The following is a 22,715-nucleotide window of genomic DNA, read 5'->3' as shown; positions in this document are numbered from 1 at the left end:
TGACCCTGTACTGCATAAGCTGCGCCAGATTCGCCCGCCCAAAACAAAAAACTCCGTATCCCGCTGGTTTTCAGGCCAACAGAATACAGAGTTTAGGCGCCTCGAATCAGATTGATAGCGAGCCGCGGTGAAATTTACACAGGCCTTACGCAGCGACGAACAACTGCTCGCTGATCAGTGCATTGGCGTCGTTCAGCGCCTTGCTGCGCGCTTCGTCACCGTAGGCCAGGCCATGGGCACGGACGAACTCGATGTCGGTGATGCCGAAGAACCCCAACAGTACTTTCAAGTAGTCCTCGTGCCCCACGCCGGTAGGCTGACCCACATGCAAACCACCGGCGGTAGAAACCACGATGACTTTCTTGTTGCCGCACAGGCCTTCCGGGCCGGCTTCGGTGTAGCGGAAAGTCTGGCCGGCGACGGCAATGCGGTCGATCCAGGCCTTGAGCTGGGTGGGGATGGTGAAGTTATACATCGGCGCGGCGATGACCACCGCGTCGGCGGCCAGGAACTCGGCCAGGGTCGAGGCGCTCAGGTCGGCTTCGTGCTTTTGCACCGCATCACGCAGTTCGGCGGCAGTGCCCAGGGCGCCCAGGGTAATCCCGGAAAAGTGGTTGATGCCTTCACTGGCGAGGTCGCGGTAGGTGACTTCCACGCCCGGCTCGGCCGCTTGCCAGGCCTTGACCACTTCGCGGCTCAACTGACGGGATACCGAGTTGTCACCAAGGATGCTGGAATCAATATGCAAGAGTTTCATGTGGGATCTCCAAGTGAGGACCGCCACCGGGCGATCTGATGGAGAGAATCCTACAGATCAATCCAATAGCCGATTAGCCGGTTAAAATGCGATAGTTCGTCCCACTGACAGGACAATAGGCCTAACATGCAAGACCTCAATGACCTCTACTATTTCGCCAAGGTGGTGGAAGCCGGTGGCTTCGCGGCGGCTGGCCGGCTGCTGGGGATCCCCAAGTCGCGGCTGTCGCGGCGCATTGCCGAACTCGAAGAACGCCTCGGCGCCCGCTTGTTGCAGCGCACCACCCGGCAACTGACCCTGACGGCCGTGGGTGAGCGCTACCTGGGGCATTGCCAGGCAATGTTGCTGGAAGCCGAAATGGCCGACGAAGCCGTGGCCAACATGTCCAGCGAGCCCCGGGGGCGCCTGCGGGTCAGTTGCCCGGTGGGCCTGGCCCACGAAATTCTGCCGACGGTGGTGGCGCAATTTCTCGCGGCACACCCATTGGTGCAGTTGGAAATGATGTTGATCAATCGCCGCGTCGACCTGGTGGCCGAAGGCGTAGACGTGGCCTTGCGCGTGCGTGAACTGGGGGATGAAGACCCACTGCTGGTGACCCGCCGTCTGCGCCAGGCACAAACCGCCATGGTTGCCAGCCCCGAGTTTGTGCGTGGCCACCAGATCAACACCCCGGCCGACCTCAAGCACCTGCCGGTACTGGGCGCCCTGGAAGCCGATCGCCTGGTGCACCTGCGCATGCTCGACCCGGCCGGCAACGCCACCGACCTGGCCATGGAGGCACGCCTGGGCATCGATGATTTTCTGGTACGCAAAGCCAGCGCCCTAGCCGGCCTGGGTTTCACCGTGCTGCCGATGATGTATTGCGAGCAAGAACTGGAAACCGGCCAACTGGTGCAATTGCTGCCCGAATGGTCATTGCCCGGAGGTTGGCTGCAAGCGGTGTACCCGCATCGACGCGGTGTATCCCCAGCGGTGCGCGCCTGGATCGACTTTCTGGCCCATGCTTTCAACAATTGTGGAGATCGCCTGCTATGAGTACCCGCATCATGAGCGAAAACGACGTCGCCCAGTTCTGCCTGGGCTTGCCCGGAGCACGGGAGGATTACAAATGGGGCGGTGTGCGGGTGTTCTCGATTGCCGGCAACAAGATGTTTGCCCTGCAGAACCTGCGGGGTGACTCCCTGGCATTCAAGGTCGACAAGGAGCTGTTCCTCGGCCACGTGGACCGCCCGGGCATCCACCCGGCGCCGTACCTGGCGCGGGCGCAGTGGATCATCATGCAAGTGCCCTACCCCCTGGGCGGCGAGGAACTGCGCGGCTTGTTGCAGCGCTCCCACCAGTTGGTGGTGAGCAAACTGCCCAAGCGCACGCAGATCGGGCTCAGGCTGGTGTAGGAGCTGGCTTGCCTGCGATGGCCATAGGTATCTACACAACTTTGCCGCAACGCCTAAATCCAGGCAGATAGCGCAGTTGTGGCGAGCGGGCTTGCCCCGCGCTGGGCTGCGAAGCAGCCCTAAACCCGGCCATCGCGGTTTATCTGAAGAAACGTGGAGGGCTTTTTGGGCTGCTTCGCAGCCCAGCGCGGGGCTAGCCCGCTCGCCACAGGAGAGTTCGTCAGTTTCTGAAAGTTGTGTAGACACCTATGCTGCGATGGCGGCACCTCGGTGTATCAGGATGCCATCGCAGGCAAGCCAGCTCCAAGGTTGGCTATCTAGAAGACTGACAGCAGCGTCCCGCCAAGAAACAGCTGGTCGATCCAGAACACCTGGTGCAACAACACGATCAGCCAGAACACCACCTGGTACGACACCTTGCGTGTCTTGTGGCGAAACACCTGCTGCGCGACCAAGGCGCCCGGCCAGCCACCGGCCAGTTCCATGGCATGCAGGATCTTTTCCGGGGTACGCCAACTGTCGCTCTGGGCCTTGCGCTTATCGCTCCAGTACAGGCAAAACGTCACCATGCTGACCAGCCCGTAGGCCGCCAGCGGGATCAGCGACACCCCGCGGTACGCCAGCAGTGCCGCGCCAAACAGCGGCACGGCACACAGCAGCACAAACACCAGGGCCTTCAAGCGCAGATGCTGAATGCTCATCACGCCTTGGCCGCCGCCCAGTCAATCCAACCGAACTGCCAGGTGGCCAGGATCAGCAAACCGAATGCAATGCGGTACCAGGCAAACACTGCATAGCTGTGGCTGGCGATGAACTTGAGCAGGCCGCGCACCGCAATCATCGCGAAGATGAACGAGACTACAAAACCGACGGCAAACACCGGCAGGTCCGCAGGCTGGAACAGGTCACGGTACTTGTAGCCCGAATACACCGCCGCACCGACCATGGTTGGCATCGCCAGGAAGAACGAAAACTCGGTCGCCGTCTTGCGCGACAGGCCGAACAGCAGGCCACCGATAATGGTCGAGCCGGAACGCGAGGTGCCCGGGATCATTGCCAGGCACTGGGCAAAGCCCACTTTCAGGGCATCTTTCCAAGTGATGTCATCGACGGTTTCGGCATGGATCGCATGCTCGCGGCGCTCGGCCCACAACATGATCACCCCGCCGATCACCAGCGCGGTGGCCACAGTGATCGGGTTGAACAGGTATTCGTGGATCAGGTCGGCAAATATCACCCCCAACACCACCGCCGGCAGGAAAGCGATCAGCAGGTTGATCGTGAAGCGCTGGGCGTTGCGCTGGGTCGGCAGGCCGGTGACCACGTCGAGGATCTTGCGCCGGAACTCCCAGACTACGGCCAGGATGGCGCCCAATTGAATGATGATGTTGAACGCCATGGCGCGCTCGCCACCGAAGTCGAGCAAATCGGCGACGATGATCTGGTGCCCGGTACTGGAGATCGGCAAGAACTCCGTCAGCCCTTCGACAATGCCAAGTATCAATGCCTGAAAGGCGGTCCAAAGATCCATTATTCCCCCAAAAGGTCATGCGACTGCATGCCTCGTTGATATTTTCTAGGTGTTCACTAACGATGAGCACGCTGCAAGGCCGCGCGCAGGATCAAGGCTGAACTGCAAAAATTCTGTGAAAAATCAGGCAGGACTCAGGTTTTTTGATTCCGGGCCGAAAGCCTATCAGACAAGCCCGAATTTCGCTTCGCGTTATCACTGGCCGATCAACGCAGCACCGAAAATTATAAGAACGCGGAGTGACAAGACTATGAACAGTTTGCGCAATATGTCGATCAGCCGGCGCCTCTGGATGATCCTGATAGTCGCCGTGTTGATGCTGTTGACCTTGGGTTTGCTGATGCTCAAGCAGATCCATGACGATCTCTACCAGGCCAAGAGCCAGCAGACCCAGCATGTGGTGCAGACCGCCAGCGGGATTCTGAATTTTTATCACGGCCTCGAAACCACCGGCGTGCTGACCCGCGAAGCCGCGCAGAAGCAAGCCCTGAGCGTGGTGCGCGGCCTGCGCTATGACCAGGATGACTATTTCTGGATCAATGACCTGACGCCGGTGATGATCATGCACCCGGCCAACCCCAAGCTTGACGGCCAGAACCTCTCGGCCATCCGCGACCCGGACGGCTTTGCGATCTTCAATGAGTTTGTCACCCTGGCCAAGGCCAAAGGCGCCGGCATGGTCGATTACCGCTGGCCCAAACCCGGGGCGGATGCGCCGGTGGCCAAGACCTCCTATATCCAATTGTTCGAACCATGGGGCTGGATCATTGGCTCCGGCGTCTACGTGGATGATGTGCAGGCGCAGTTCCGTGGCCAGGTGTGGCAGGCGTCCCTCGTCGGCCTGGGCATTGCACTGATCATGACCCTGCTGGTGGTGCTCATCGCCCGCAGCATCGTGCGCCCGCTGCAGGAAGCGGTACACGCCATGGCCAATATCGCCAGCGGCGAAAGCGACCTGACCCGCAGCCTCGACACCCATGGCCAGGACGAAGTCACGCAGCTGTCCCGGCACTTCAATACATTCACCGCCAAACTGCGCCAGGTGGTCAGCCAGTTGCAGGTCTGCGCCAATGCCCTGGGCCAGTCGTCCGCCGAGCTGGGCAACAATGCCAGCCAGGCCCATGACCGCAGCCAGCAGCAGTCCCAGCAAATGGAGTTGGTGGCCACCGCCATCAATGAAGTGACCTACGGCGTGCAGGACGTGGCCAAGAATGCCGAACACGCCGCCAGTGAAATGCGCGACGCACAAACCCAAGCCGAACAGGGCCAGGTGAACATCGATGGCAGCCTGCAGCAGATCGATGCGCTGTCCGGGACTATCAGCCAGGCGGTGGAAGTGATCCGTACCCTGTCCTCGGAAAGCACGCAGATTGGCGGGGTGCTGGAGGTCATCCGTTCGATTGCCGACCAGACCAACCTGCTGGCCCTCAATGCTGCCATCGAGGCAGCCCGCGCCGGCGAACAGGGCCGTGGCTTTGCCGTGGTGGCCGACGAAGTGCGCCTGCTGGCCCAGCGCACGCAAAAATCCACCGCCGAGATCCAGAGCATGATCGAACGCCTGCAGGGGCACTCCGAAGCGGCGGTCAAGGTCATCAGCGACAGCCACCAGGCCTCGCAACTGACCATCGAACAAGCCGGCCAGGCGGGCGCCAGCCTCACCGCCATCGGCCAGGCCCTGCGCAACCTCAACGGCCTGAACGCCTCGATTGCCAGCGCAACCCTGCAACAGGCCCACGTAGTGGAAGACATCAACCAGAACGTGACGCAGGCGGCCGGCCTGTCCCACAGCACGGCACTGGCGGCCCAGCAATCGAGCGTAGCCAGCGTGCACCTGAAGGATTTGAGCGAAGAACTCAACGGCTTGCTGCGTCAGTTCAAGGTCTAGACAGCGGGACTGTGGGGTTCCTGTGGTGCGGTAAGGCCCCCGTTGGACTGCGCAGCGGCCCTAAAACCAGGCACCTCGGTGTGCCTGCCGGAACCTGGTGAGGCTGTTGGGGGCGGCTTCGCCACCCAGCGCGGGCGATGCGGCGTTCCGACAAGCCCGCTCGCCACGGGAGAGTCAGCGGCCTGTAGACTGCGGCAATCCCCCTGTGGCGAGGGGGCTTGTCCCCCGTTGGGCTGCGCAGCGGCCCTAAAACCAAGCACCTCGGTGTGCCTGCCGGAACCTGGTGAGGCTGTTGGGGGCGGCTTCGCCACCCAGCGCGGGCGATGCGGCGTTCCGACAAGCCCGCTCGCCACGGAAGAGTCAGCGGCCTGTAGACTGCGGCAATCCCCCTGTGGCGAGGGGGCTTGCCGGAACGCCGTATCGCCCCCGTTGGGCTGCGCAGCGGCCCTAAAACTAGGCACCTCGGTGTGCCTGCCGGAACCCGGTGAGGCTGTTGGGGCGGCTTCGCCACCCAGCGCGGGGCAAGCCCGCTCGCCACAGAAGGGTCATCTACCTACAGACTGCCGCAAGCCCCCTGTGGCAAGGGGGCTTTTCCCCCGTTGGGCTGCGCAGCGACCCCAAACCGACCACCTCGGTGTGTCTGGCAGAACGTTGTGAGGCTGCTACGACCAGCAGTGCAACCGGCAAGATTTTGCCCCGTCGGTTGGGTACAATCGCCCTCCTCTTCGACTCTCCCAAGGAATCCCATGTCCGGGCTTGAACTGTTTGCCGCCGCGCTGGGGGTGATTGCTGTCTGGCTGACGGTCAAGCAGAACCCATGGTGCTGGCCAATCGGCCTGGTCATGGTGCTGCTGTACACCTGGGTGTTCTTTGAGGTGAAGCTGTATTCCGACATGCTGCTGCAAGTGGTCTACGCCGGCCTGCAAGTCTATGGTTGGTGGCAATGGACCCGCGCGGGGGAGGTCAAGCAAGGTCGGCAAGTCACCAGCCTGGGCACCCAGTCCATCCTCCTGAGCCTGGCCATTGGCGCAACGGGCAGCCTGCTGCTGGGCGCGGCCATGGCGCACTGGACCGATGCCGCGCAACCCTGGCTGGATGCCGCGCTGACCGGCTTCAGCCTGGTGGCGCAGATGTGGATGGCGCAAAAACGCGTGCAATGCTGGGCACTGTGGATCGTGGTCGATGTGATTTTTGTCGGCCTGTTTATCTACAAAGGGCTTTACCTGACAGCCGCGCTCTACGCCCTGTTCACCGTGATTGCCGTGCAGGGCTGGCGGGAATGGCGCGCCGACCCGGCGTTGCGCACATGAAGGTGCTGGTGATGGCAGGCCCCGAGTCCAGCGGTAAAAGCTGGCTGGCCGAGCAGTTGCAGGCGCATTTCGGTGCAGTGCTGGTGGGGGAATACGTGCGCTATTTCATTGACCACTATCAGCGCGATACGACCCTGGCCGATATCCCGGATATCGCCCGCGGCCAACTGGCCTGGGAAGATGCCGGCCGCGCCCGCCAGCCCGAACTGTTGATTCTCGATACCCACCTGCTGACCAACAAGCTCTGGAGCCTGACCCTATTTGGTGATGCCCCGGCCTGGCTCGACGAGGCGCTGCTGGCTCGCCATTACGACCTGCACCTGCTGCTGTCGCCCGAAGGCATTGGCTGGACCGCCGATGGCCAGCGCTGCCAGCCAGACCTGGCTGACCGCCAAGCCTTCTTCCAGGCCAGCCGCGACTGGTTGGAGCAGCATCACCAGCCTTACCAGGTGCTGGGCGGGGATTGGCAAGCGCGGCATGACCAGGCGTTTGCCGCCGTTACCCAACTGCTCAGCAACCACTAAACCCTGTAGGAGCCGGCTTGCCGGCGATAGCGCTCGACGTTATTACAACCCGGCTCCTACAGGGCGTTAGCGCTTCTCGCTGATCAACTGCACCTGATATTGTGGATCCGCCTTGATCTGCTGTTCGGTAAACGGCAACGGGCTGAGCTTTTTCGCGGAAAACGCCTGGGTCTGGTCCTTGAAGTGAGGTGACGCCGGATCGCTGGACAACGAAAACGCCAACACCCCTTCCGCCTTCGGCCCCTGATCGTCAAAGGTCACGATCTGCAAGTAACTGCTGCCGCTGACCACCTCACGCTTGCCATCTGCCCTCGGCACGCTCTGCATGGCGTTGTAGATACCAAGTGCCTGCGGCCCGCCATGCATCGGGGTGTTGCCCGAGACCTGGATATCACCCCAGCGTGCGCCCCCCTTCAAGCCCAACTCGCTTACCTGCGCCACTGACGCCTGCATCGCCTCGCGTAGCGCCTTGACCACTGGCGGCCGCTCGATGGCCAGCCCACGCGGTGTGGTTTGCGGGTGGCTCGGGTCAAACGCCACGCGCCACACATCCGGCATTTGCTGCATGTGCTCCATTACGTGGATGAAATGCACCAGGCCCAGGCCGCTATCGAGGTTGGCTTTCTGGTCCCAGTCCTTGAGGCTGGCGCACAGGGTTTTCAGGGTTGCATCGGGCTGTTGCGCGCAGAACTTAAGCAGATCCGGCATCACCTGGCCGGCCAGGTACACCCGGTTGTCCAGCACCATATGCTGCAGGTCGGTGCGGGTGATGGGCTGCTTGTCCAGGTCCTGCAAGCGCTGCAAGGCAAAGCGTGAGCGTGCGCCCAAGGCAATGTGATCCTGGCTGACCACCGGCGAAAAACCGCTCAACGGCGCCTTGGGGTTGGCCATCCAGGCCGAGTCGTTGGAGTGCTGCACATAGTCCTTGCGCGCCAGTTGCGGCAGTTGGTCGGCCGCAAAAATCCCCGGCTGCGCCGCCCGCGGATCAATGTCCCAGGCGCAGGCACTATGGGCGCCGTCGAGCACAATCAACTCCAGGCCAGCCCGTGGATCACTGCATTGCTCGAGTTTTTTCGCACTGACGTTAGGAACCACCGACAGGTTCATGTACAGGCTTTGCCCCTGGTCATCGGCCGCCAGCGTATTGACCCACGGAATGCCCTGCAGGGTGTGCACCGAGGCCTGCAAATCCTTGAGGCTGCGGGCTTGGTTCATCGCGTACCACTGGTGCAGCACCCGGTCGTTGCCCAGGTTGGCATCGCGCAGGCTGAAAGCGTATTGCCCATTCCAGTCGAGCTTGCCCGGCCATTGCACCACCGGCCCGAACTGCGAACTGTAGACCGTTTGAGATTGATCCTTGAGGCTGCCGTCGGCGCCCCTGACCTGCACCGTCACCTGGGTTTTCTGCATTGGGATCGATTTGCCGTCCAGCAGGTAACGGGTCGCGTCTTTCGGATCAAGCGTCAAGCGATACAGCGTGAAGTGCTTGGACGTATCGACCGTGTGAGTCCACGCCACATGCTGGTTGAAGCCAATATTGACCACCGGCAGGCCCGGCAAGGCGGCGCCCATCACATCCAACTGCCCAGGGATGGTCAGGTGCATCTGATAAAAGCGCATGCCGCCAACCCACGGGAAATGAGGGTTGGCCAACAGCATGCCGCGCCCGTTGAACGAGCGCTCGCCGCCCACCGCCACGGCGTTGCTGCCGCGATCCAGGGCAAAGCGCTGCCGATTCAAGGTGGCGAGTTCAAACGCCCGCGCACTGCGCCGCACCGCCACGCCTGGCTGGGGCGGTGTCGCACCCACCAAGGCTTCGGCAAATTGGCCCACGCCACCTTCCACCAGCAGACGCCGGGTCAGCTTGACCAGGTCGGCGGTGTTGATCGGCCGCACCCACGCGCCCTGGCACTGCATCGGCCGGCCCTGTGCGCCGCGCTCCTGCAGATAACGGTTGTACCCCGCCACATACCCTTCAAGACGCTGCTGCACCTGCGGGGTCTGCGCCTTCCAGAAGGCCGCCACGTCCTGGGGTGTATTGAGCCAGGTAAAAAACACATCACTGGTGAGGTTGTTGCGTTCTTCGAGGGTTGCCTGCTCGGCGCCGAAATAGCGGGCACGCTGACCGTTGACGGTCACCACTTCGTTGGCCAGCAGGCACAGGTTGTCTTGCGCGTAGGCATAGCCAATGCCATAGCCCAGGCCGCGCTCATCGCTGGCGCGGATATGCGGGATACCAAAACCGGTGCGGCGGATATCGGCACTCATCACACCTGCCTGCACCTCACTCACCTGGCGGGCCGTGGCACACAAGCTTACCCCCAGCAACACACCTGCCACGCAAACCCTGGACAACCCGTTGGAAATAATCACGCAGCCCCCATCGTCAAGCCAAATTGAACGCCCAAGGCGGGGCCGACTCGCCAACGCCAGCCCATGGATTAAGACGTAGAAACGCGCAGAAATTTAGGCTGCGCGCGGCTTATTTACCGGCGCCAGGAATGTGACAGACGTGTTACTGACAAAATTTATACAGGTTGGACTTCATGATTTACGCGACTCATACGTCTTACTAACTATGAGCACCATCATTTTCCTGATCAGGCTCTGATAAGGAGTTTTTGCATGTACAACCCGCAACTGCCCACGGACGGACATTCTATGGCCCACGACGCCGCTTTTGGCTCGGTCAACCAGGCCTTCGCCAAGGCGCCCGAGCAACAAGGCAACCAACGCATCCGGCACCTGCTCAAATGTTTTGGACTACGCACCAGCCTGATCCGGCTGAAAGTCATCGACGCCCTGCTCACCGCCGCCGACAACGGCCGTACGCTGGGGGTTCGGGGTGTGCACAGCCATTTGCTGGAACTGGGCATCCCGCTCTCGTTTCTGAGTGTGCGCGAGGTGCTCAAGCGCCTGTGCAGCGAAGGTGTGATCACGCTCAACAGCGATAAAAGCTACAGCCTCCATGAAGAGGCTGCCAAAGTCCTCGCCGCCGGCGCAGGTCTCAACGGTTAGGCTTGACCTTGCGGCGCATGATGCCGTTGATCACTACCACGATCACCGCCACAGCAATGGCGATGTACTGGAACGTCTTCTCACTGATGGCGCCGGTGTTCTGCAGATAGGACAGGCCAAACATCGTGCCGAGGACGACCAGGGAAATCAGAATCGAGTAAATCAAGCGTTGCTTCTGGGTCATGACGGGTTCCTGAAACCTGAAAAATTGTATCCGCGCTGTAACGCCAGCCGGCCTGACTGCGATGGGTCGGCTGAAACGGGACCTCATATTACAGACGATGAGTCGCTTTGGCTTGTCTTCTGCCCGATTCAGCAGGCACCCGTTACCTCTAGCCAAACCCTGGATTTGGCAGAGGTAAAAGAGCGCCTGGCACGATTGAACTATTACGCGGCACAAACCATCAAGGCCACCCGCGGTGGCGAGAAGTGGATTGCTTTGGTCGGCCAGGCCCATGAGCGGGCCTGTTGCTTTACTTGTCCTTGAATTCGGGAGCGCGCTTGGCCACGAACGCCGCCATGCCTTCCTTCTGGTCCTGAGTGGCAAAGGCTGCGTGGAATACCCGGCGTTCAAAGCGCACGCCTTCCGACAGGCTGACTTCAAAGGCGCGGTTGACGCTTTCCTTGACCATCATGCTGATGGGCACCGATTTGCTGGCGATCAGCGCCGCCACCTTGAGCGCCTCTGCCAGCAGTTCGTCCGACGGCACGATGCGCGCAACGATGCCGCAACGTTCTGCTTCCACCGCATCGATAAAACGCCCGGTCAGGCACATTTCCATGGCCTTGGCCTTGCCTACCGCACGGGTCAGGCGCTGGGTGCCGCCCATGCCCGGCAGCACGCCAAGGTTGACTTCCGGCTGGCCAAACTTGGCGTTGTCGCCGGCCAGGATGAAGTCGCACATCAACGCCAGCTCGCAACCGCCGCCCAGGGCAAAACCGTTGACCGCGGCAATGATCGGCTTACGGCGGTTGGCTACACGGTCGCTGTCGCTGAACAGGTCGTCGAGGTAGATCTGCGGGTAGGTCAGCTCGGCCATTTCCTTGATATCGGCACCGGCGGCAAAGGCTTTTTTCGAGCCGGTCAACACAATGCAGCCGATCTCGGGATTGGCTTCCAGGCTGTCGAGGGCCTGATTCACTTCGCTGACCAGTTGCGCGTTCAAGGCGTTCAGCGCCTCGGGGCGATTGAGGGTAATCAGCCCGACGCGGCCTTGGACTTCAAGCAAAATGGTTTGGTAACTCATCGATCCGTTCCTCTTCAAAGATTGCGCGAAATGACCATGCGCTGAATATCACTGGTGCCTTCATAAATCTGGCAGACCCGCACATCACGGTAGATCCGCTCCAGCGGGAAGTCGCTCAGGTAACCGTATCCACCCAGGGTTTGCAAGGCGGCAGAACAGACTTTCTCGGCCATTTCCGAAGCGAACAGCTTGGCCATGGATGCCTCCACCAGCGCAGGTTTGCCACTGTCGCGCAGGGCTGCGGCGTAATGCACCATCTGCCGGGCTACGGCGATCTGGGTGGCCATGTCGGCCAGGCGAAACGCCACGGCCTGATGTTCGATCAGGGCCTTGCCAAAACTCTCGCGCTCGCGTGCGTAGTCCCGCGCGGCTTCAAACGCAGCCCGGGCCATCCCCACCGATTGCGAGGCAATTCCCACGCGGCCACCTTCCAGGTTGGCCAGGGCGATCCGATAACCTTCACCCTCCTCGCCCAGGCGGTTAGCCACCGGTACCCGCACATCCTCAAACAGAATCTGGCAGGTATCGGACGCATGCTGGCCGAGTTTGTCCTCGACCCGCGCCACCTTATAGCCGGGCGAATCAGTGGGCACAATAAACGCGCTGATCCCACGCTTGCCGGCCGCCGGGTCAGTCACGGCAAAGACAATCACCACCCCGGCGTTCTGCCCTGAGGTGATGAACTGCTTGCAGCCATTGAGTACATAGTGATCGCCTTCAAGGCGGGCACGGGTTTTCAGGCTGCTGGCATCGGAACCGGCCTGGGGCTCGGTCAAGGCAAACGCGCCGAGCATCGCGCCGCTGGCCAGGGGCTTGAGGAACTGTTCTTTCTGCTGATCATTGCCGAACTTGAGGATGGGCACGCAACCCACCGAGTTGTGCACGCTCATGATGGTCGAGCAGGCCCCATCCCCGGCCGCGACTTCTTCCAGGGCCATGGCGTAGGCCAGGTAACCGGTGTCGCAACCGCCCCATTGCTCGGGCACCAGCATGCCGAAAAAGCCCAACTCGGCCATTTCACCGATGGCCTCCTTGGGGAAGCGATGCTCGCGGTCCCACTCGGCAGCGAACGGCTTGAGCCGCTCCTGGGCAAATTGCCGGGCTGCTTCGCTGATTTGCAGTTGTTCGTCGTTGGGCAACATATAGATTCCTTAATCCAGGCACTCGACGGCCATGGCCGTGGCTTCACCGCCACCGATGCAGATGGCCGCGATACCACGCTTGAGCCCTTTCTGGCGCAGGGCCGAAAGCAGGGTCACAAGGATGCGCGCACCAGATGCGCCAATCGGATGCCCCAGGGCGCACGCGCCGCCATGGACGTTGACCTTGTCGTGGGGAATTTCCAGCTTGCTCATGGTCACCAGGCTGACCACCGCAAAGGCTTCGTTGATCTCGAACAGATCCACATCCCCCAGGTTCCAGCCGGTCTTGCTCAGCAACTTGCGGATCGCCCCCACCGGCGCCACCGGGAACAGGCCCGGCTCATCGGCAAACGCGGCATGGCCATGGATCACTGCCAGGGGCTTGAGCCCGCGTTTTTGCGCTTCGCTCTGGCGCATCATCAGCAAGGCCGCCGCACCGTCGGAAATTGAACTGGAGTTGGCCGCAGTCACCGTGCCGCCTTCGCGAAACGCCGGCTTCAAGGTGGCGATCTTGTCCAGGCGCGCCTTGGGCGGCTGCTCGTCGTCAGTGATGGTCTTTTGTTCCTTGCCCACGGTGACCTGCACCGGGACGATCTCGGCACTGAAGCTGCCGGCACTGATCGCCTGCTGGGCACGGGTCAGCGAGGCGATGGCAAAGGCATCCTGGGCCTCACGAGTAAAACCGTTGGCTTCGGCGCAGTCCTCGGCAAAAGTGCCCATGAGGCGGCCCTTGTCATAGGCGTCTTCCAGGCCATCGAGGAACATATGGTCAAGCACTCGGCCATGGCCCATGCGGTAGCCGCTACGCGCCCGATCCAGCAGGTACGGGGCGTTGGACATGCTCTCCATGCCCCCGGCGATCACCACCTGCACGCTACCGGCCAGCAGCGAGTCATGGGCCAGAATGGCCGCTTCCATGCCCGAGCCACACATCTTGTTGAGCGTGGTGCAGCGGGTCGACTTGTCCAGGCCGGCACCCAGGGCGGCCTGGCGTGCCGGGGCCTGGCCGAGACCTGCGGGCAGTACGCAACCGAACAACACTTCGTCTACTGCGTCGTGGGCGATACCTGCTCGCTCGACGGCGGCACGAATCGCCGCGGCGCCCAATTGCGGCGCGGTCAAACCCTTGAGGTCGCCCTGGAACCCGCCCATGGGCGTGCGTACGGCGCTGACAATAACAATCGGATCGTGGAGCTGAGTCATGCAAAAACCTCCTTACTTGGCCGCCATGCGCAAGGCGCCGTCAAGACGGACCACCTCGCCATTGAGCATGCTGTTTTCAATGATATGCCGCGCCAGCGCGGCGTACTCGACCGGCTTGCCCAGGCGTGGCGGGAACGGCACGCCGGCCGCCAGGGAGTCGCGTACTTGCGGGGTCATGCCGGCCATCATCGGTGTTTCAAAGATGCCTGGGGCGATGGTCATCACGCGGATACCGAAGCGCGCCAGTTCGCGCGCAGCCGGCAGGGTCAGGCTGGCAATCGCGCCCTTGGATGCCGCGTAGGCGGCCTGGCCGACCTGGCCGTCAAAAGCGGCCACTGACGCGGTGTTGATGATCACGCCACGCTCACCGTCGGCATCGGCCTCGGATTCAGCGATAGCGGCCGCCGCCAGGCGCAGCAGGTTGAAGCTGCCGATCAGGTTGACGTTGATCACCTGGGCAAAGCTTGCCAAGGCATGGGGCCCGTTCTTGCCGAGGATTTTCTCGCCACGCACCACGCCTGCGCAGTTGACCAGCCCATGCAGGGCGCCAAATGCCGCGACGGTCGCCTGTACTGCCGCTTCGGCAGCCGCTTCCTGGCTGATATCCGCCACCACACTGCGCGCCTGTGCGCCCAACTTAACCGCCTGGGCCGCCACGGCATCAGCATTCAGGTCCACCAGCATCACCTTGGCACCCGCCGCCACCAACATTTCGGCGGTGGCCGCGCCGAGCCCCGAAGCGCCGCCGCTGACCATAAATACCTTGTTCTCGATCTGCATCATTGTTTCCTTGAAGAGGGATCAAGCCGTGGTCGCTGCCTGGACCTTGGCGATTTCCTGGTTACGCAAAATAAACCGTTGCAGCTTGCCGCTCGGGGTCTTGGGCAAGTCGCTGACAAATTCGATTTCCCGCGGGTAGGCGTGGGCCGCCAAGCGCTTGCGCACGTGCTGGCGCAACTCCTCGGCCAGCGCAGCGTCGGCGCGGTACTGGCTGTTGATCACCACAAAGGCCTTGACCAGCTCGGTGCGCTCCGCGTCCGGCTTGCCGACCACGGCGGCTTCGATCACCGCCGGATGCTCAACCAAGGCGCTTTCCACGTCGAATGGCCCCACGCGGTAGCCGGATGTGGTGATCACATCATCACTGCGCCCAACAAAACTGATGCTGCCATCGGGATTGAGCTCCACGGTGTCGCCGCTCAAGTAATACTTGCCGACGAAAGCCTTGGTCTTGACCCCGTCGTAGCCGGCGAACCAGCACATCGGCGACTGCTCGCGGTCGATGGCGAGGATGCCGGGCTGGCCGGCGGGCAATTCCTGGTGGTTGTCATCCAGCACCACGATGCGGTGCCCCGGCGAGGCAAAACCAGCAGACCCGACATGCACCGGGTGCTCCAGGCCATGGTGATTGCACAGCACCATGCCCAGCTCGGTCTGGCCGTAGTGGTCGTGGATAGTCACACCCAAGTTGTCGGCGAACCAACGGATCACTTCCGGGTTGAGCGGCTCGCCGGCGCTGCTGACGATGCGCAGCCGGCCCTTGATCGAGCGCGCGAACTGCTCGCCACCGGCAATCAGCAGGCGGTAGGCCGTAGGCGAACCCGTGAGATTGGTGATCCCGTACTTATTGATGACCCGGCAGGTGCTTTCCAGGGTGAACGGGCCATCGTAGAAGGTGATCGGATGGCCCATGGACAACGGTCCGGTCACGCCAAAGTAGATACCGTAGGCCCAGCCCGGATCGGCGACGTTCCAGAACGCATCTTCAGGGCGCAGGTCCACGGCATCGCGGGTGTAGCTCTGGAACGCGACCAGCGCCTTGAGCGGTACGGCCAGGGCCTTTGACGGGCCGGTGGTGCCAGAGGTGAACATCAGCAGGAACGGATCATCGGCGCCCAGCAATACCGGTTCGCAGACATTGGAATAGTTGGGCAACTCGGCCCAGAAGCTGAAATCACCGCGCACAATGCCTTCGCCCTTGGCGCCGGCCACCGTGACGATGGTCGGGCAATCGGCAACTTCCGCCAGTTTGCTGCGGTTGACCGCGTCGGTCACCACCAGCGCCGCGCCGGAGCTGTTGAGGCGGTGTTCGATGGCCTTGGGGCCGAACGCGGTGAACAAGGGTTGATAGACCGCCCCGATGCGCCAGGTGGCCAGCACCGTCACCAGCAGTTCGGCGGTGCGCGGCAGCAGGCCAGCGACCTTGTCGCCACGCTTGACGCCCTGGGCCAGGAGAAAATTGGCGAAACGCGCCGCCTGATCCTGCAATTCAATGAAGGTCGAGGTGGCGCTGCGGCCATCCTTGCCCTCCCAGAACAAGGCAATACGCCCCGGCAGTGCATGCCGGTCGCAGCATTCAACGCAGGCATTGAGCCCTTGCAAGTGGCCGGCCAGTGCGGCCTCGACGGTTTGCTGGTAGTTGAACTCGGTAGTCGCAGCCAAATAATCGCGCATCGTGGCAAATCCCTGTGTCTTTTGTTGTTTTTGGGGGGCGTGCTTTTGCGGGGTGACGCTGCGCAAATAGTGGCGCCAGAGCGGCGCACGGACAATGGTCAAAGCTTTCAATGTGGCTGACTGGTTTGGCCAATGATGCGGCGCGTAGAGCTGCCGTCTGTGGCGAGCGGGCTTGCCCCGCGCTGGGCTGCGGAGCAGCCCCAGAACCAGCCGCTACGGAGAATCTGATACACCGCATTCGGCTTATTGGGGCTGCTTCGCAGCCCAGCGCGGGCAAGCCCGCTCGCCACAGGGGGTGTTCAGTTGTTTAGATGCCAATGCCCATAGAGCCCGACAATCGGCCAGTCAACGCAAGCGATTGGACGCCCTGCCCGCCAGCTTCTAATCTGAGGGGCTGCGCCACCGAAGAAGCCCTCGATGATTGTCCGCCCCAAACCCAACCTGTTCGGCATCCTGTTCTCCCTCAAGGGTTCGATTGCCAAGCGTATTGCCCTGCGCAGCCTGCTGGTCACGCTGCTGGCTTCGGTGATCGTACTGGTGGAAACCCTGCACCCAGCCTATTTTTCCAAGGTCAACGCGACCCCGTTCACCCTGCTGGGGCTGTCGCTGTCGATCTTCATGAGCTTTCGCAACAACGCCTGCTACGACCGCTGGTGGGAGGGCCGCAAGCAATTGGGGCAGATGGTCATTGAGATCCGCTCGCTGATCCGCGAAAGCCAGGTTTTTACCCGGCCGGGCGAGCGCGAAAGCCTGTTGCGCGGCCTGTACGGCTTTGCCCACGGCCTGGTCGCGCGCCTGCGCCTGAAAGACGAGGCCCATGCCATAAAGCCTTGGAGCAACGTGGAGTCCCACCACCCGAACCTGCCTGATCGCATCCTGCAAACCCTCGGTGCCCAATGCTCGGACGCCGCGCAACAGGGACGGATCAGCGATTGGCGCTACACCCAACTGGAAACCCGCCTGGTGGGGCTCAGCCAGGTACAGGCCGCTTGCGAACGGATCAAAAGCACGCCGCTGCCCTTCCCCTACACCCTGCTGCTGCACCGCACCATCTATCTGTTCTGCATCCTGCTGCCATTTGCCATGGCCGAGCCCCTGGGCTGGCTGACGCCGATTTTCACCGCCATCGTCAGCTACACCTTCTTTGGCCTGGACGAAATCGGTGACGATCTGGAGGACCCCTTCGGCTTCGACGAGAATGACCTGCCGTGCAATGCCATCGTGCGCACCCTGGAACGCGAGATCCTCGCCGCCCTGGGCGAAACCACCTTACCGCCGCCCTTGGAGCCCGTGGACTATGTGCTGACGTGAGCCAGGTTTGACACTCGTCGGTGTCTGACCGAAGCTGACCACTTTGCACTAGCTGCCCAGCTTTCGGACGCCTGCATGTCAAAGTCACGCCGTTACTCGATCATCGGCCTGAGCGCCCTGTTGTTTGTCGCACTGCTGTTCTGGTATTTCACCCGCACGCCCAGCGTGTCCGTACCGCCGGCCATTGCCCACGGATACTCCAAGGCCCTGAAACAGGCGCATAACGGCGAACCCGGCGCCGCACGGGTGCTGTATCAGCAATTGGGCCGGCCAGATCTGTCGGACGTGCGCCGCGCCGCCCTGCACAACGAATTGCACAACTATCCAAGCCCCCAGGCATTGAAACTGGCGGACAAGGACCTGAGCCACGAATCCCCCCTGGTGCGCCAGGCAGCCATTGCCAGCATCGTCGGCCTGGTGCCCAGCGGGCAGCGCACCCTGTTGCTCGGGCCGTTGCTCGAGGATGAACAACAAAGCGTGCGGTTTGCCGCTGCCAACGCCTTGCTGGGCCTGTCACCCGACACCCTGGGTCTGTATTTCGGCCCCTTGCAGCAAGTGCTGGATGAGTATGCAAAGTACCTCAAGGCCCAGCCCGAAAGCGCCGAAGGCTGGATTCAGCTGGCACGCCTGTACATCCACAGCGCCCTGCTGCCCGAAGCGCAACATGCCCTGGAACAGGCATTGCGCCTGGACCCGGATAATCTGCCGGCGGTGGTTGCACGCATCGAACTGCTGGATAAACAGGGCAAGGTCGATGATTCCCGCCAGGTTCTGGCCACGCAGTTACAGGCTCATCCCGATTCGGCCTACCTGCAGCACGCCCTGGGCATGTGGTTGCTGCATCATGGCGAACGCGCGTATGCCCTGCTCGGGCTGTCCAAGGCGGTGGAGCTTGAGCCAGACAATCAGGATTACCGCTACGACCTGGCAACCACCCTGCACGACCAGGACGAACTGGAGGCCGCGCAGCGCCAGCTGGAAGAAATCATCCAGCGCCACCCGGCCAACCGCAAGGCGCGGGTATTGCTGGTCAACTATTGGAAAGAAAGCGGCCAACTGCAGAACGTTCAAGTACTGCTGGCGCAGCTGGAGCAGCAAAACCCTGATGATCCAGCCCTGCAACAGGGCCTGTGAGGACGGTGCCCGTTGCCGGCACCCGACATATTTAACAAAACGTTGAACCGCCAATCGGCACCACGGTCAAGTAAATATGGCGCGTTTGCTCAGGCACGCGCCCTCTACTTGATAAGTCATCCGAGGGCACTTCTTGTCTACATCCAAAGAGCTGTTCACAGCAAAGGCGGCGACCGGTATCGAAGGTCTTGATGACATTCTTGACGGTGGCCTGTCACGCAGCCACCTGTTCCTGCTCGAAGGCGAGCCAGGTACGGGCAAGACTACGGTGGCCCTGCATTTCCTTCAGGCGGGGGCAAAAAATGGCGAACGCTCGCTGTATATCACCCTGTCTGAAACCGAGCGCGAATTACGCCAGGGCGCTGCATCCCATGGCTGGGACTTGGACGACAACATCCATATTTTTGAACTGACACCCCCCGAAAGCCTGCTGAACGCCGAACATCAGCAAAGCCTGCTGTACTCCTCGGACCTGGAGCTGGGCGAAGCCACCCGGCAGATTTTCGAAGCCGTGGAGCGCGTCAAGCCGACCCGTGTGGTGCTCGACAGCCTTTCGGAAATCCGTCTGCTGGCGCAAAGCTCGTTGCGTTACCGCCGCCAGATCCTGGCCATCAAACATTACTTTGTGCGCTATGAAGCCACGGTCTTGCTGCTCGATGACCTGACCACCGAAGCCCTGGACAAAACCGTACACAGCGTGGCCCACGGGGTGATTCGCCTGGAAGAACTGACCCCCAACTACGGCGCCGAACGTCGCCGGGTGCGCGTGGTGAAGTACCGCGGGCAGAAATACCGGGGCGGCTTTCACGACTTCACCATCATGGGCGACGGTGTGCATGTATTCCCCCGCCTGGTGGCCGCCGAGCATCGCGGCGGCTACAACCGCCAGACCTTGACCAGTGGCATAAGCGAGATGGATGCCCTGCTCGGCGGCGGTATCGAGACCGGCTCCAGCACGCTGATCCTTGGCCCTGCCGGTACGGGCAAATCGTTGATTTCGATGATTTTTGCTGCCTCGGCGGTGGCCCGCGGGGAAAAGGCCGCACTGTTTATCTTCGATGAAGAGCTGGGCCTGTTGTTTGAGCGCATGAAAAACATGGGGATCGACCTGGAGGCGCTGCAAGCCACCGGCAACCTGCTGATCGAACAGGTGGACGCCGCCGAACTGTCGCCCGGAGAGTTCTCCCATCGCGTACGGCGCTGCGTCGACGAACGCCAGATCAAGACCGTGGTCATCGACAGCATCAACGGCTATCAGGCGGCGATGCCCGAAGAAAACGCCTTGGTGCTGCACATGCACGAACTGTTGCTGTACCTCAACCGACGCGGCGCAGCGACCTTTATGACCGTAGCCCAACACGGCCTGGTGGGTGACATGCAGGCGCCAGTGGACATTACCTACCTGGCCGACACGGTTATTCTGCTGCGTTACTTCGAAGCCTTGGGCAAGGTGCGCCGCGCCATTTCGATCATCAAGAAACGCACCGGCAGGCATGAGTCGACCATCCGTGAGTACCGCATCAGCGGCACCGGGATGACCATCGGCGAACCCCTCGAGGCGTTCCAGGGCGTGTTGCGCGGCGTGCCCACGTACATGGGTGCCGGCAAGCCGCTGCTCAAGGATGAGAGTTCGTGACGGCGCGGGCCGAGACATTCGAGCGTGCAATTATTCTGGCGCCCCTGGGGCGCGACAGCTCGCTGGCAACAATGATGCTCAACGAGGCGGGATTTGGCGCCGTGACTGCGAGCAACCTGCCTTTGCTGTGCGAGTCCCTGGAGGACGGTGCCGGCCTGCTGATTATTGCTGCAGAAGCCTTGCGCGGCGCCGATCTCGAACCGTTGCTGACTTACCTGCAACAGCAGCCCGCCTGGTCCGACTTGCCGATCGTGCTGCTCACCCACCACGGCGGTAGCGAACAGAACGCGTCCTCACACCTGAGCGTACTGCTAGGCAACATCACCTTGCTGGAGCGCCCGTTCCACCCGGTCACCTTGATCAGCCTGGTCACCACTGCCTTGCGCGGCCGCCGGCGCCAGTACGAGGCCCGCGACCGAATGATCGACCTCAGCCTGAGTGAACAGCGCCTGCAAAGCACCCTGGAAACCCTGGAGCAACAGGTCGAGGAACGTACGGCGCAGTTGCGCGCCAACGAAGAAGCACTGCGCCAGGCGCAGAAAATGGAAGCCGTCGGTCAGTTGACGGGAGGTATCGCCCACGACTTCAACAACATGCTCACCGGGATCATCGGCAGCCTCGAGCTACTGCGAAGGCGGGTTGCCCGGGGCCGCACCGAAGACCTCGACAGCCTGATCGACCTGGGCGTCACCTCGGCCAACCGCGCCGCCGGCCTGACCCACCGCCTGCTGGCGTTTTCCCGTCGCCAGTCGCTGGACTCCAAACCTGTGGAGATCAACCACCTGGTGACGTCCATGAGCGAGTTGCTACGGCGCAGTCTCAACGAGAGCATCGCCCTGGATGTTCGGGTTGAGGAAAAACTGTGGATCGCCGAAGCCGACCCCAATCAGTTGGAAAGTGCCCTGCTCAACCTGGCGCTCAATGCACGCGACGCCATGCCCAACGGCGGGCAGTTGGTGGTGGAAACCAGCAACCGCCATCTCGACAGCGTATTCACCGCAGCCTACGGCACACTCGATCCTGGCGACTATGTCGAGTTGAGCGTCAGCGACACCGGTTGCGGCATGCCCGACACGGTTGTCAGCCGCGCCTTCGACCCTTTCTTCACCACCAAACCCATCGGCCAGGGTACGGGGCTGGGCCTGTCGATGATCTATGGCTTCGCCCGCCAATCCCACGGCCATGTGACCATTCACAGCGTGGTTGGCCAGGGCACCACGGTCAGCCTGTTCCTGCCACGCTTTGCGGGTGAAATAATCGCTGAGGAACCCCTCAACCCGCCGCAGCTACCATTTGCCAACGCCGGCGAAACCGTATTGATTGTCGAGGACGATCCGGCCGTGCGGGTGCTGGTCAGCGCGGTATTGAGCGAATTGGGCTATGCCTTTGTCGAAGCGGGTGATGCCAACAGCGCGTTGCCGATCATCGAGTCTGAGCAGCGGATTGATCTGTTGATCAGTGACGTTGGACTACCCGGTATGAACGGTCGGCAATTAGCGGAAATTGGCCGCCAACTGCGGCCAGGGCTCAAAGTTCTGTTTATCACCGGCTATGCCGAACATGCCGCGGTACGCGGCGGGTTTCTCGACCCGGGTATGCAGATGATTACCAAGCCGTTCACCTTTGAATTATTGACGCAGACGGTGCGGGAGATGATTCGCGCCACCTGACTGCGCGGGCTCGGTACACACATAACGAAGTGTCAGGTTTCGACTCTGTAACCCCTTTCAGGCCAACAAACGCTGGATATGTTCGTGCAACGTATCCAGATCGAACGGTTTGGCCAGGATCGGCGCATTGCGCGTGATCGGGCTGTTGCAGTCGAGAATTTCCTGGGGATAGCCACTGATGAAGATCACCTTGAGTTCCGGTCGCAACTTGATCGCGGGCTCGGCGATTTGCACCCCGGAAATGCCCCCAGGCAGCCGGTAATCGGTGACCATCAGGTCCAGGTGGGGTTTGCTGGCAAGGATTTCGAAGGCCTGTTCGCCATCAATCGCCTTTAAAACCCGATACCCCAGGCCTGCCAGGTATTCACCCAGCACAAACATAATTGATTCGTCGTCTTCAACGATCAGTACGACATCTTGTGCATCTTCACTCATGGGAAGCCTTTGCTCGGTCAGTTGCTGCAGTTACGACCATGGGGTCACGCAGAGGTTGCGTTGG

Annotated in this window: 21 protein-coding genes; 10 read left to right on the top strand and 11 right to left on the bottom strand. The window is 61.7% G+C overall.

What is annotated here, in order from left to right:
- Positions 1 to 145: 145 nt before the first annotated feature.
- Positions 146 to 757, bottom strand: a complete 612-nt coding sequence (locus C5F71_RS25440) for an FMN-dependent NADH-azoreductase (RefSeq protein WP_092236453.1) — start codon at positions 755 to 757, stop codon at positions 146 to 148.
- Positions 758 to 883: 126 nt separating this feature from the next.
- On the opposite strand from C5F71_RS25440, the gene C5F71_RS25435 reads away from it, so the two are divergent.
- Positions 884 to 1,792 (top strand): LysR substrate-binding domain-containing protein, encoded by a 909-nt coding sequence (locus tag C5F71_RS25435; RefSeq protein WP_029290534.1) that lies wholly within the window; start codon positions 884 to 886, stop codon positions 1,790 to 1,792.
- Between the two features lie 11 nt (positions 1,793 to 1,803).
- Positions 1,804 to 2,151, top strand: coding sequence for an MmcQ/YjbR family DNA-binding protein (locus C5F71_RS25430; RefSeq protein ID WP_032866318.1), 348 nt, complete (start codon positions 1,804 to 1,806; stop codon positions 2,149 to 2,151).
- A gap of 317 nt (positions 2,152 to 2,468) precedes the next feature.
- Here the strand turns inward: C5F71_RS25430 and C5F71_RS25425 are convergent, their stop codons facing one another.
- The gene (locus tag C5F71_RS25425; RefSeq protein ID WP_104912262.1) at positions 2,469 to 2,852 is read right to left on the bottom strand and encodes a DUF1294 domain-containing protein; all 384 of its coding nucleotides are present in this window, start codon (positions 2,850 to 2,852) and stop codon (positions 2,469 to 2,471) included.
- Positions 2,852 to 3,682, bottom strand: a complete 831-nt coding sequence (locus C5F71_RS25420) for an undecaprenyl-diphosphate phosphatase (protein WP_029290527.1) — start codon at positions 3,680 to 3,682, stop codon at positions 2,852 to 2,854. Before C5F71_RS25420 ends, C5F71_RS25425 begins: the two co-directional genes overlap by 1 nt.
- Positions 3,683 to 3,932: 250 nt before the next feature.
- On the opposite strand from C5F71_RS25420, the gene C5F71_RS25415 reads away from it, so the two are divergent.
- The 3 genes from C5F71_RS25415 (at position 3,933) to C5F71_RS25405 (ending at position 7,401) form a co-directional block, all read left to right on the top strand.
- Complete coding sequence (locus C5F71_RS25415; RefSeq protein ID WP_029290525.1) at positions 3,933 to 5,567, top strand: methyl-accepting chemotaxis protein; 1,635 nt, start codon at positions 3,933 to 3,935, stop codon at positions 5,565 to 5,567.
- A gap of 746 nt (positions 5,568 to 6,313) precedes the next feature.
- Positions 6,314 to 6,877, top strand: coding sequence for a nicotinamide riboside transporter PnuC (pnuC, locus tag C5F71_RS25410; RefSeq protein ID WP_104912261.1), 564 nt, complete (start codon positions 6,314 to 6,316; stop codon positions 6,875 to 6,877).
- Complete coding sequence (locus tag C5F71_RS25405; RefSeq protein WP_070996260.1) at positions 6,874 to 7,401, top strand: AAA family ATPase; 528 nt, start codon at positions 6,874 to 6,876, stop codon at positions 7,399 to 7,401. The genes pnuC and C5F71_RS25405 overlap by 4 nt, the downstream gene beginning before the upstream one ends.
- 66 nt (positions 7,402 to 7,467) lie before the next feature.
- Here the strand turns inward: C5F71_RS25405 and C5F71_RS25400 are convergent, their stop codons facing one another.
- Entirely contained in the window at positions 7,468 to 9,774 is a 2,307-nt protein-coding gene (locus C5F71_RS25400; RefSeq protein ID WP_104912260.1) for an acylase, read from the bottom strand.
- A gap of 252 nt (positions 9,775 to 10,026) precedes the next feature.
- Between C5F71_RS25400 and C5F71_RS25395 the strand changes: the two genes are divergently transcribed.
- Positions 10,027 to 10,419 carry a fe2+ zn2+ uptake regulation protein gene (locus tag C5F71_RS25395; RefSeq protein WP_029290517.1) on the top strand — a complete coding sequence of 131 codons (393 nt, stop codon included), beginning with the start codon at positions 10,027 to 10,029 and terminating at the stop codon, positions 10,417 to 10,419.
- Here the strand turns inward: C5F71_RS25395 and C5F71_RS25390 are convergent.
- From C5F71_RS25390 to C5F71_RS25365, 6 genes are all read right to left on the bottom strand, one after another.
- The gene (locus C5F71_RS25390) at positions 10,409 to 10,603 is read right to left on the bottom strand and encodes a hypothetical protein (protein WP_029290515.1); all 195 of its coding nucleotides are present in this window, start codon (positions 10,601 to 10,603) and stop codon (positions 10,409 to 10,411) included. The genes C5F71_RS25395 and C5F71_RS25390 overlap by 11 nt on opposite strands.
- A 289-nt stretch (positions 10,604 to 10,892) precedes the next feature.
- The gene (locus C5F71_RS25385) at positions 10,893 to 11,666 is read right to left on the bottom strand and encodes an enoyl-CoA hydratase (protein WP_029290513.1); all 774 of its coding nucleotides are present in this window, start codon (positions 11,664 to 11,666) and stop codon (positions 10,893 to 10,895) included.
- A gap of 14 nt (positions 11,667 to 11,680) precedes the next feature.
- Positions 11,681 to 12,808 (bottom strand): acyl-CoA dehydrogenase, encoded by a 1,128-nt coding sequence (locus tag C5F71_RS25380; RefSeq protein ID WP_092236434.1) that lies wholly within the window; start codon positions 12,806 to 12,808, stop codon positions 11,681 to 11,683.
- 9 nt (positions 12,809 to 12,817) lie between these two features.
- Positions 12,818 to 14,011: an acetyl-CoA C-acyltransferase gene (locus C5F71_RS25375; RefSeq protein WP_104912259.1), complete on the bottom strand. Its 1,194-nt coding sequence runs from the start codon at positions 14,009 to 14,011 to the stop codon at positions 12,818 to 12,820.
- Between the two features lie 12 nt (positions 14,012 to 14,023).
- Positions 14,024 to 14,791 (bottom strand): SDR family NAD(P)-dependent oxidoreductase, encoded by a 768-nt coding sequence (locus C5F71_RS25370; protein WP_104912258.1) that lies wholly within the window; start codon positions 14,789 to 14,791, stop codon positions 14,024 to 14,026.
- A 21-nt stretch (positions 14,792 to 14,812) separates the two neighbouring features.
- Positions 14,813 to 16,465, bottom strand: a complete 1,653-nt coding sequence (locus C5F71_RS25365; RefSeq protein WP_070996347.1) for an AMP-binding protein — start codon at positions 16,463 to 16,465, stop codon at positions 14,813 to 14,815.
- A gap of 417 nt (positions 16,466 to 16,882) precedes the next feature.
- Here C5F71_RS25365 and C5F71_RS25360 point away from each other — a divergent pair, with 417 nt between their 5' ends.
- The 4 genes from C5F71_RS25360 (at position 16,883) to C5F71_RS25345 (ending at position 22,216) form a co-directional block, all read left to right on the top strand.
- On the top strand, positions 16,883 to 17,776 hold the full coding sequence (locus C5F71_RS25360; protein ID WP_104912257.1) for a bestrophin family protein: 894 nt from the start codon (positions 16,883 to 16,885) through the stop codon (positions 17,774 to 17,776).
- Positions 17,777 to 17,851: 75 nt separating this feature from the next.
- Positions 17,852 to 18,910 carry a tetratricopeptide repeat protein gene (locus tag C5F71_RS25355; protein WP_029290502.1) on the top strand — a complete coding sequence of 353 codons (1,059 nt, stop codon included), beginning with the start codon at positions 17,852 to 17,854 and terminating at the stop codon, positions 18,908 to 18,910.
- A gap of 133 nt (positions 18,911 to 19,043) precedes the next feature.
- Positions 19,044 to 20,546, top strand: a complete 1,503-nt coding sequence (locus tag C5F71_RS25350; protein ID WP_104912256.1) for an ATPase domain-containing protein — start codon at positions 19,044 to 19,046, stop codon at positions 20,544 to 20,546.
- Entirely contained in the window at positions 20,543 to 22,216 is a 1,674-nt protein-coding gene (locus C5F71_RS25345) for a response regulator (protein ID WP_256588011.1), read from the top strand. Before C5F71_RS25350 ends, C5F71_RS25345 begins: the two co-directional genes overlap by 4 nt.
- Positions 22,217 to 22,273: 57 nt before the next feature.
- On the opposite strand, the gene C5F71_RS25340 is transcribed toward C5F71_RS25345, so the two are convergent.
- On the bottom strand, positions 22,274 to 22,651 hold the full coding sequence (locus tag C5F71_RS25340; RefSeq protein ID WP_029290496.1) for a response regulator: 378 nt from the start codon (positions 22,649 to 22,651) through the stop codon (positions 22,274 to 22,276).
- Between the last annotated feature and the right edge of the window lie 64 nt (positions 22,652 to 22,715).

It is taken from the genome of Pseudomonas sp. LG1D9 (assembly GCF_002949995.1).
GTDB lineage: Bacteria > Pseudomonadota > Gammaproteobacteria > Pseudomonadales > Pseudomonadaceae > Aquipseudomonas > Aquipseudomonas proteolytica.
Note: the sequence above shows the minus strand (reverse complement) of the source record. Positions and strands in the feature narration are given on the sequence as shown.

Coding starts and splice junctions, on each gene's coding strand:
- C5F71_RS25390 (WP_029290515.1), bottom strand. CDS start 10,603: ATGACCCAGAAGCAACGCTTGATTTACTCGATTCTGATTTCCCTGGTC.
- C5F71_RS25365 (WP_070996347.1), bottom strand. CDS start 16,465: ATGCGCGATTATTTGGCTGCGACTACCGAGTTCAACTACCAGCAAACC.
- C5F71_RS25395 (WP_029290517.1), top strand. CDS start 10,027: ATGTACAACCCGCAACTGCCCACGGACGGACATTCTATGGCCCACGAC.
- C5F71_RS25435 (WP_029290534.1), top strand. CDS start 884: ATGCAAGACCTCAATGACCTCTACTATTTCGCCAAGGTGGTGGAAGCC.
- C5F71_RS25370 (WP_104912258.1), bottom strand. CDS start 14,791: ATGCAGATCGAGAACAAGGTATTTATGGTCAGCGGCGGCGCTTCGGGG.
- C5F71_RS25385 (WP_029290513.1), bottom strand. CDS start 11,666: ATGAGTTACCAAACCATTTTGCTTGAAGTCCAAGGCCGCGTCGGGCTG.
- pnuC (WP_104912261.1), top strand. CDS start 6,314: ATGTCCGGGCTTGAACTGTTTGCCGCCGCGCTGGGGGTGATTGCTGTC.
- C5F71_RS25420 (WP_029290527.1), bottom strand. CDS start 3,682: ATGGATCTTTGGACCGCCTTTCAGGCATTGATACTTGGCATTGTCGAA.
- C5F71_RS25440 (WP_092236453.1), bottom strand. CDS start 757: ATGAAACTCTTGCATATTGATTCCAGCATCCTTGGTGACAACTCGGTA.
- C5F71_RS25405 (WP_070996260.1), top strand. CDS start 6,874: ATGAAGGTGCTGGTGATGGCAGGCCCCGAGTCCAGCGGTAAAAGCTGG.
- C5F71_RS25425 (WP_104912262.1), bottom strand. CDS start 2,852: ATGAGCATTCAGCATCTGCGCTTGAAGGCCCTGGTGTTTGTGCTGCTG.
- C5F71_RS25415 (WP_029290525.1), top strand. CDS start 3,933: ATGAACAGTTTGCGCAATATGTCGATCAGCCGGCGCCTCTGGATGATC.
- C5F71_RS25360 (WP_104912257.1), top strand. CDS start 16,883: ATGATTGTCCGCCCCAAACCCAACCTGTTCGGCATCCTGTTCTCCCTC.
- C5F71_RS25430 (WP_032866318.1), top strand. CDS start 1,804: ATGAGCGAAAACGACGTCGCCCAGTTCTGCCTGGGCTTGCCCGGAGCA.
- C5F71_RS25380 (WP_092236434.1), bottom strand. CDS start 12,808: ATGTTGCCCAACGACGAACAACTGCAAATCAGCGAAGCAGCCCGGCAA.
- C5F71_RS25340 (WP_029290496.1), bottom strand. CDS start 22,651: ATGAGTGAAGATGCACAAGATGTCGTACTGATCGTTGAAGACGACGAA.
- C5F71_RS25375 (WP_104912259.1), bottom strand. CDS start 14,011: ATGACTCAGCTCCACGATCCGATTGTTATTGTCAGCGCCGTACGCACG.
- C5F71_RS25355 (WP_029290502.1), top strand. CDS start 17,852: ATGTCAAAGTCACGCCGTTACTCGATCATCGGCCTGAGCGCCCTGTTG.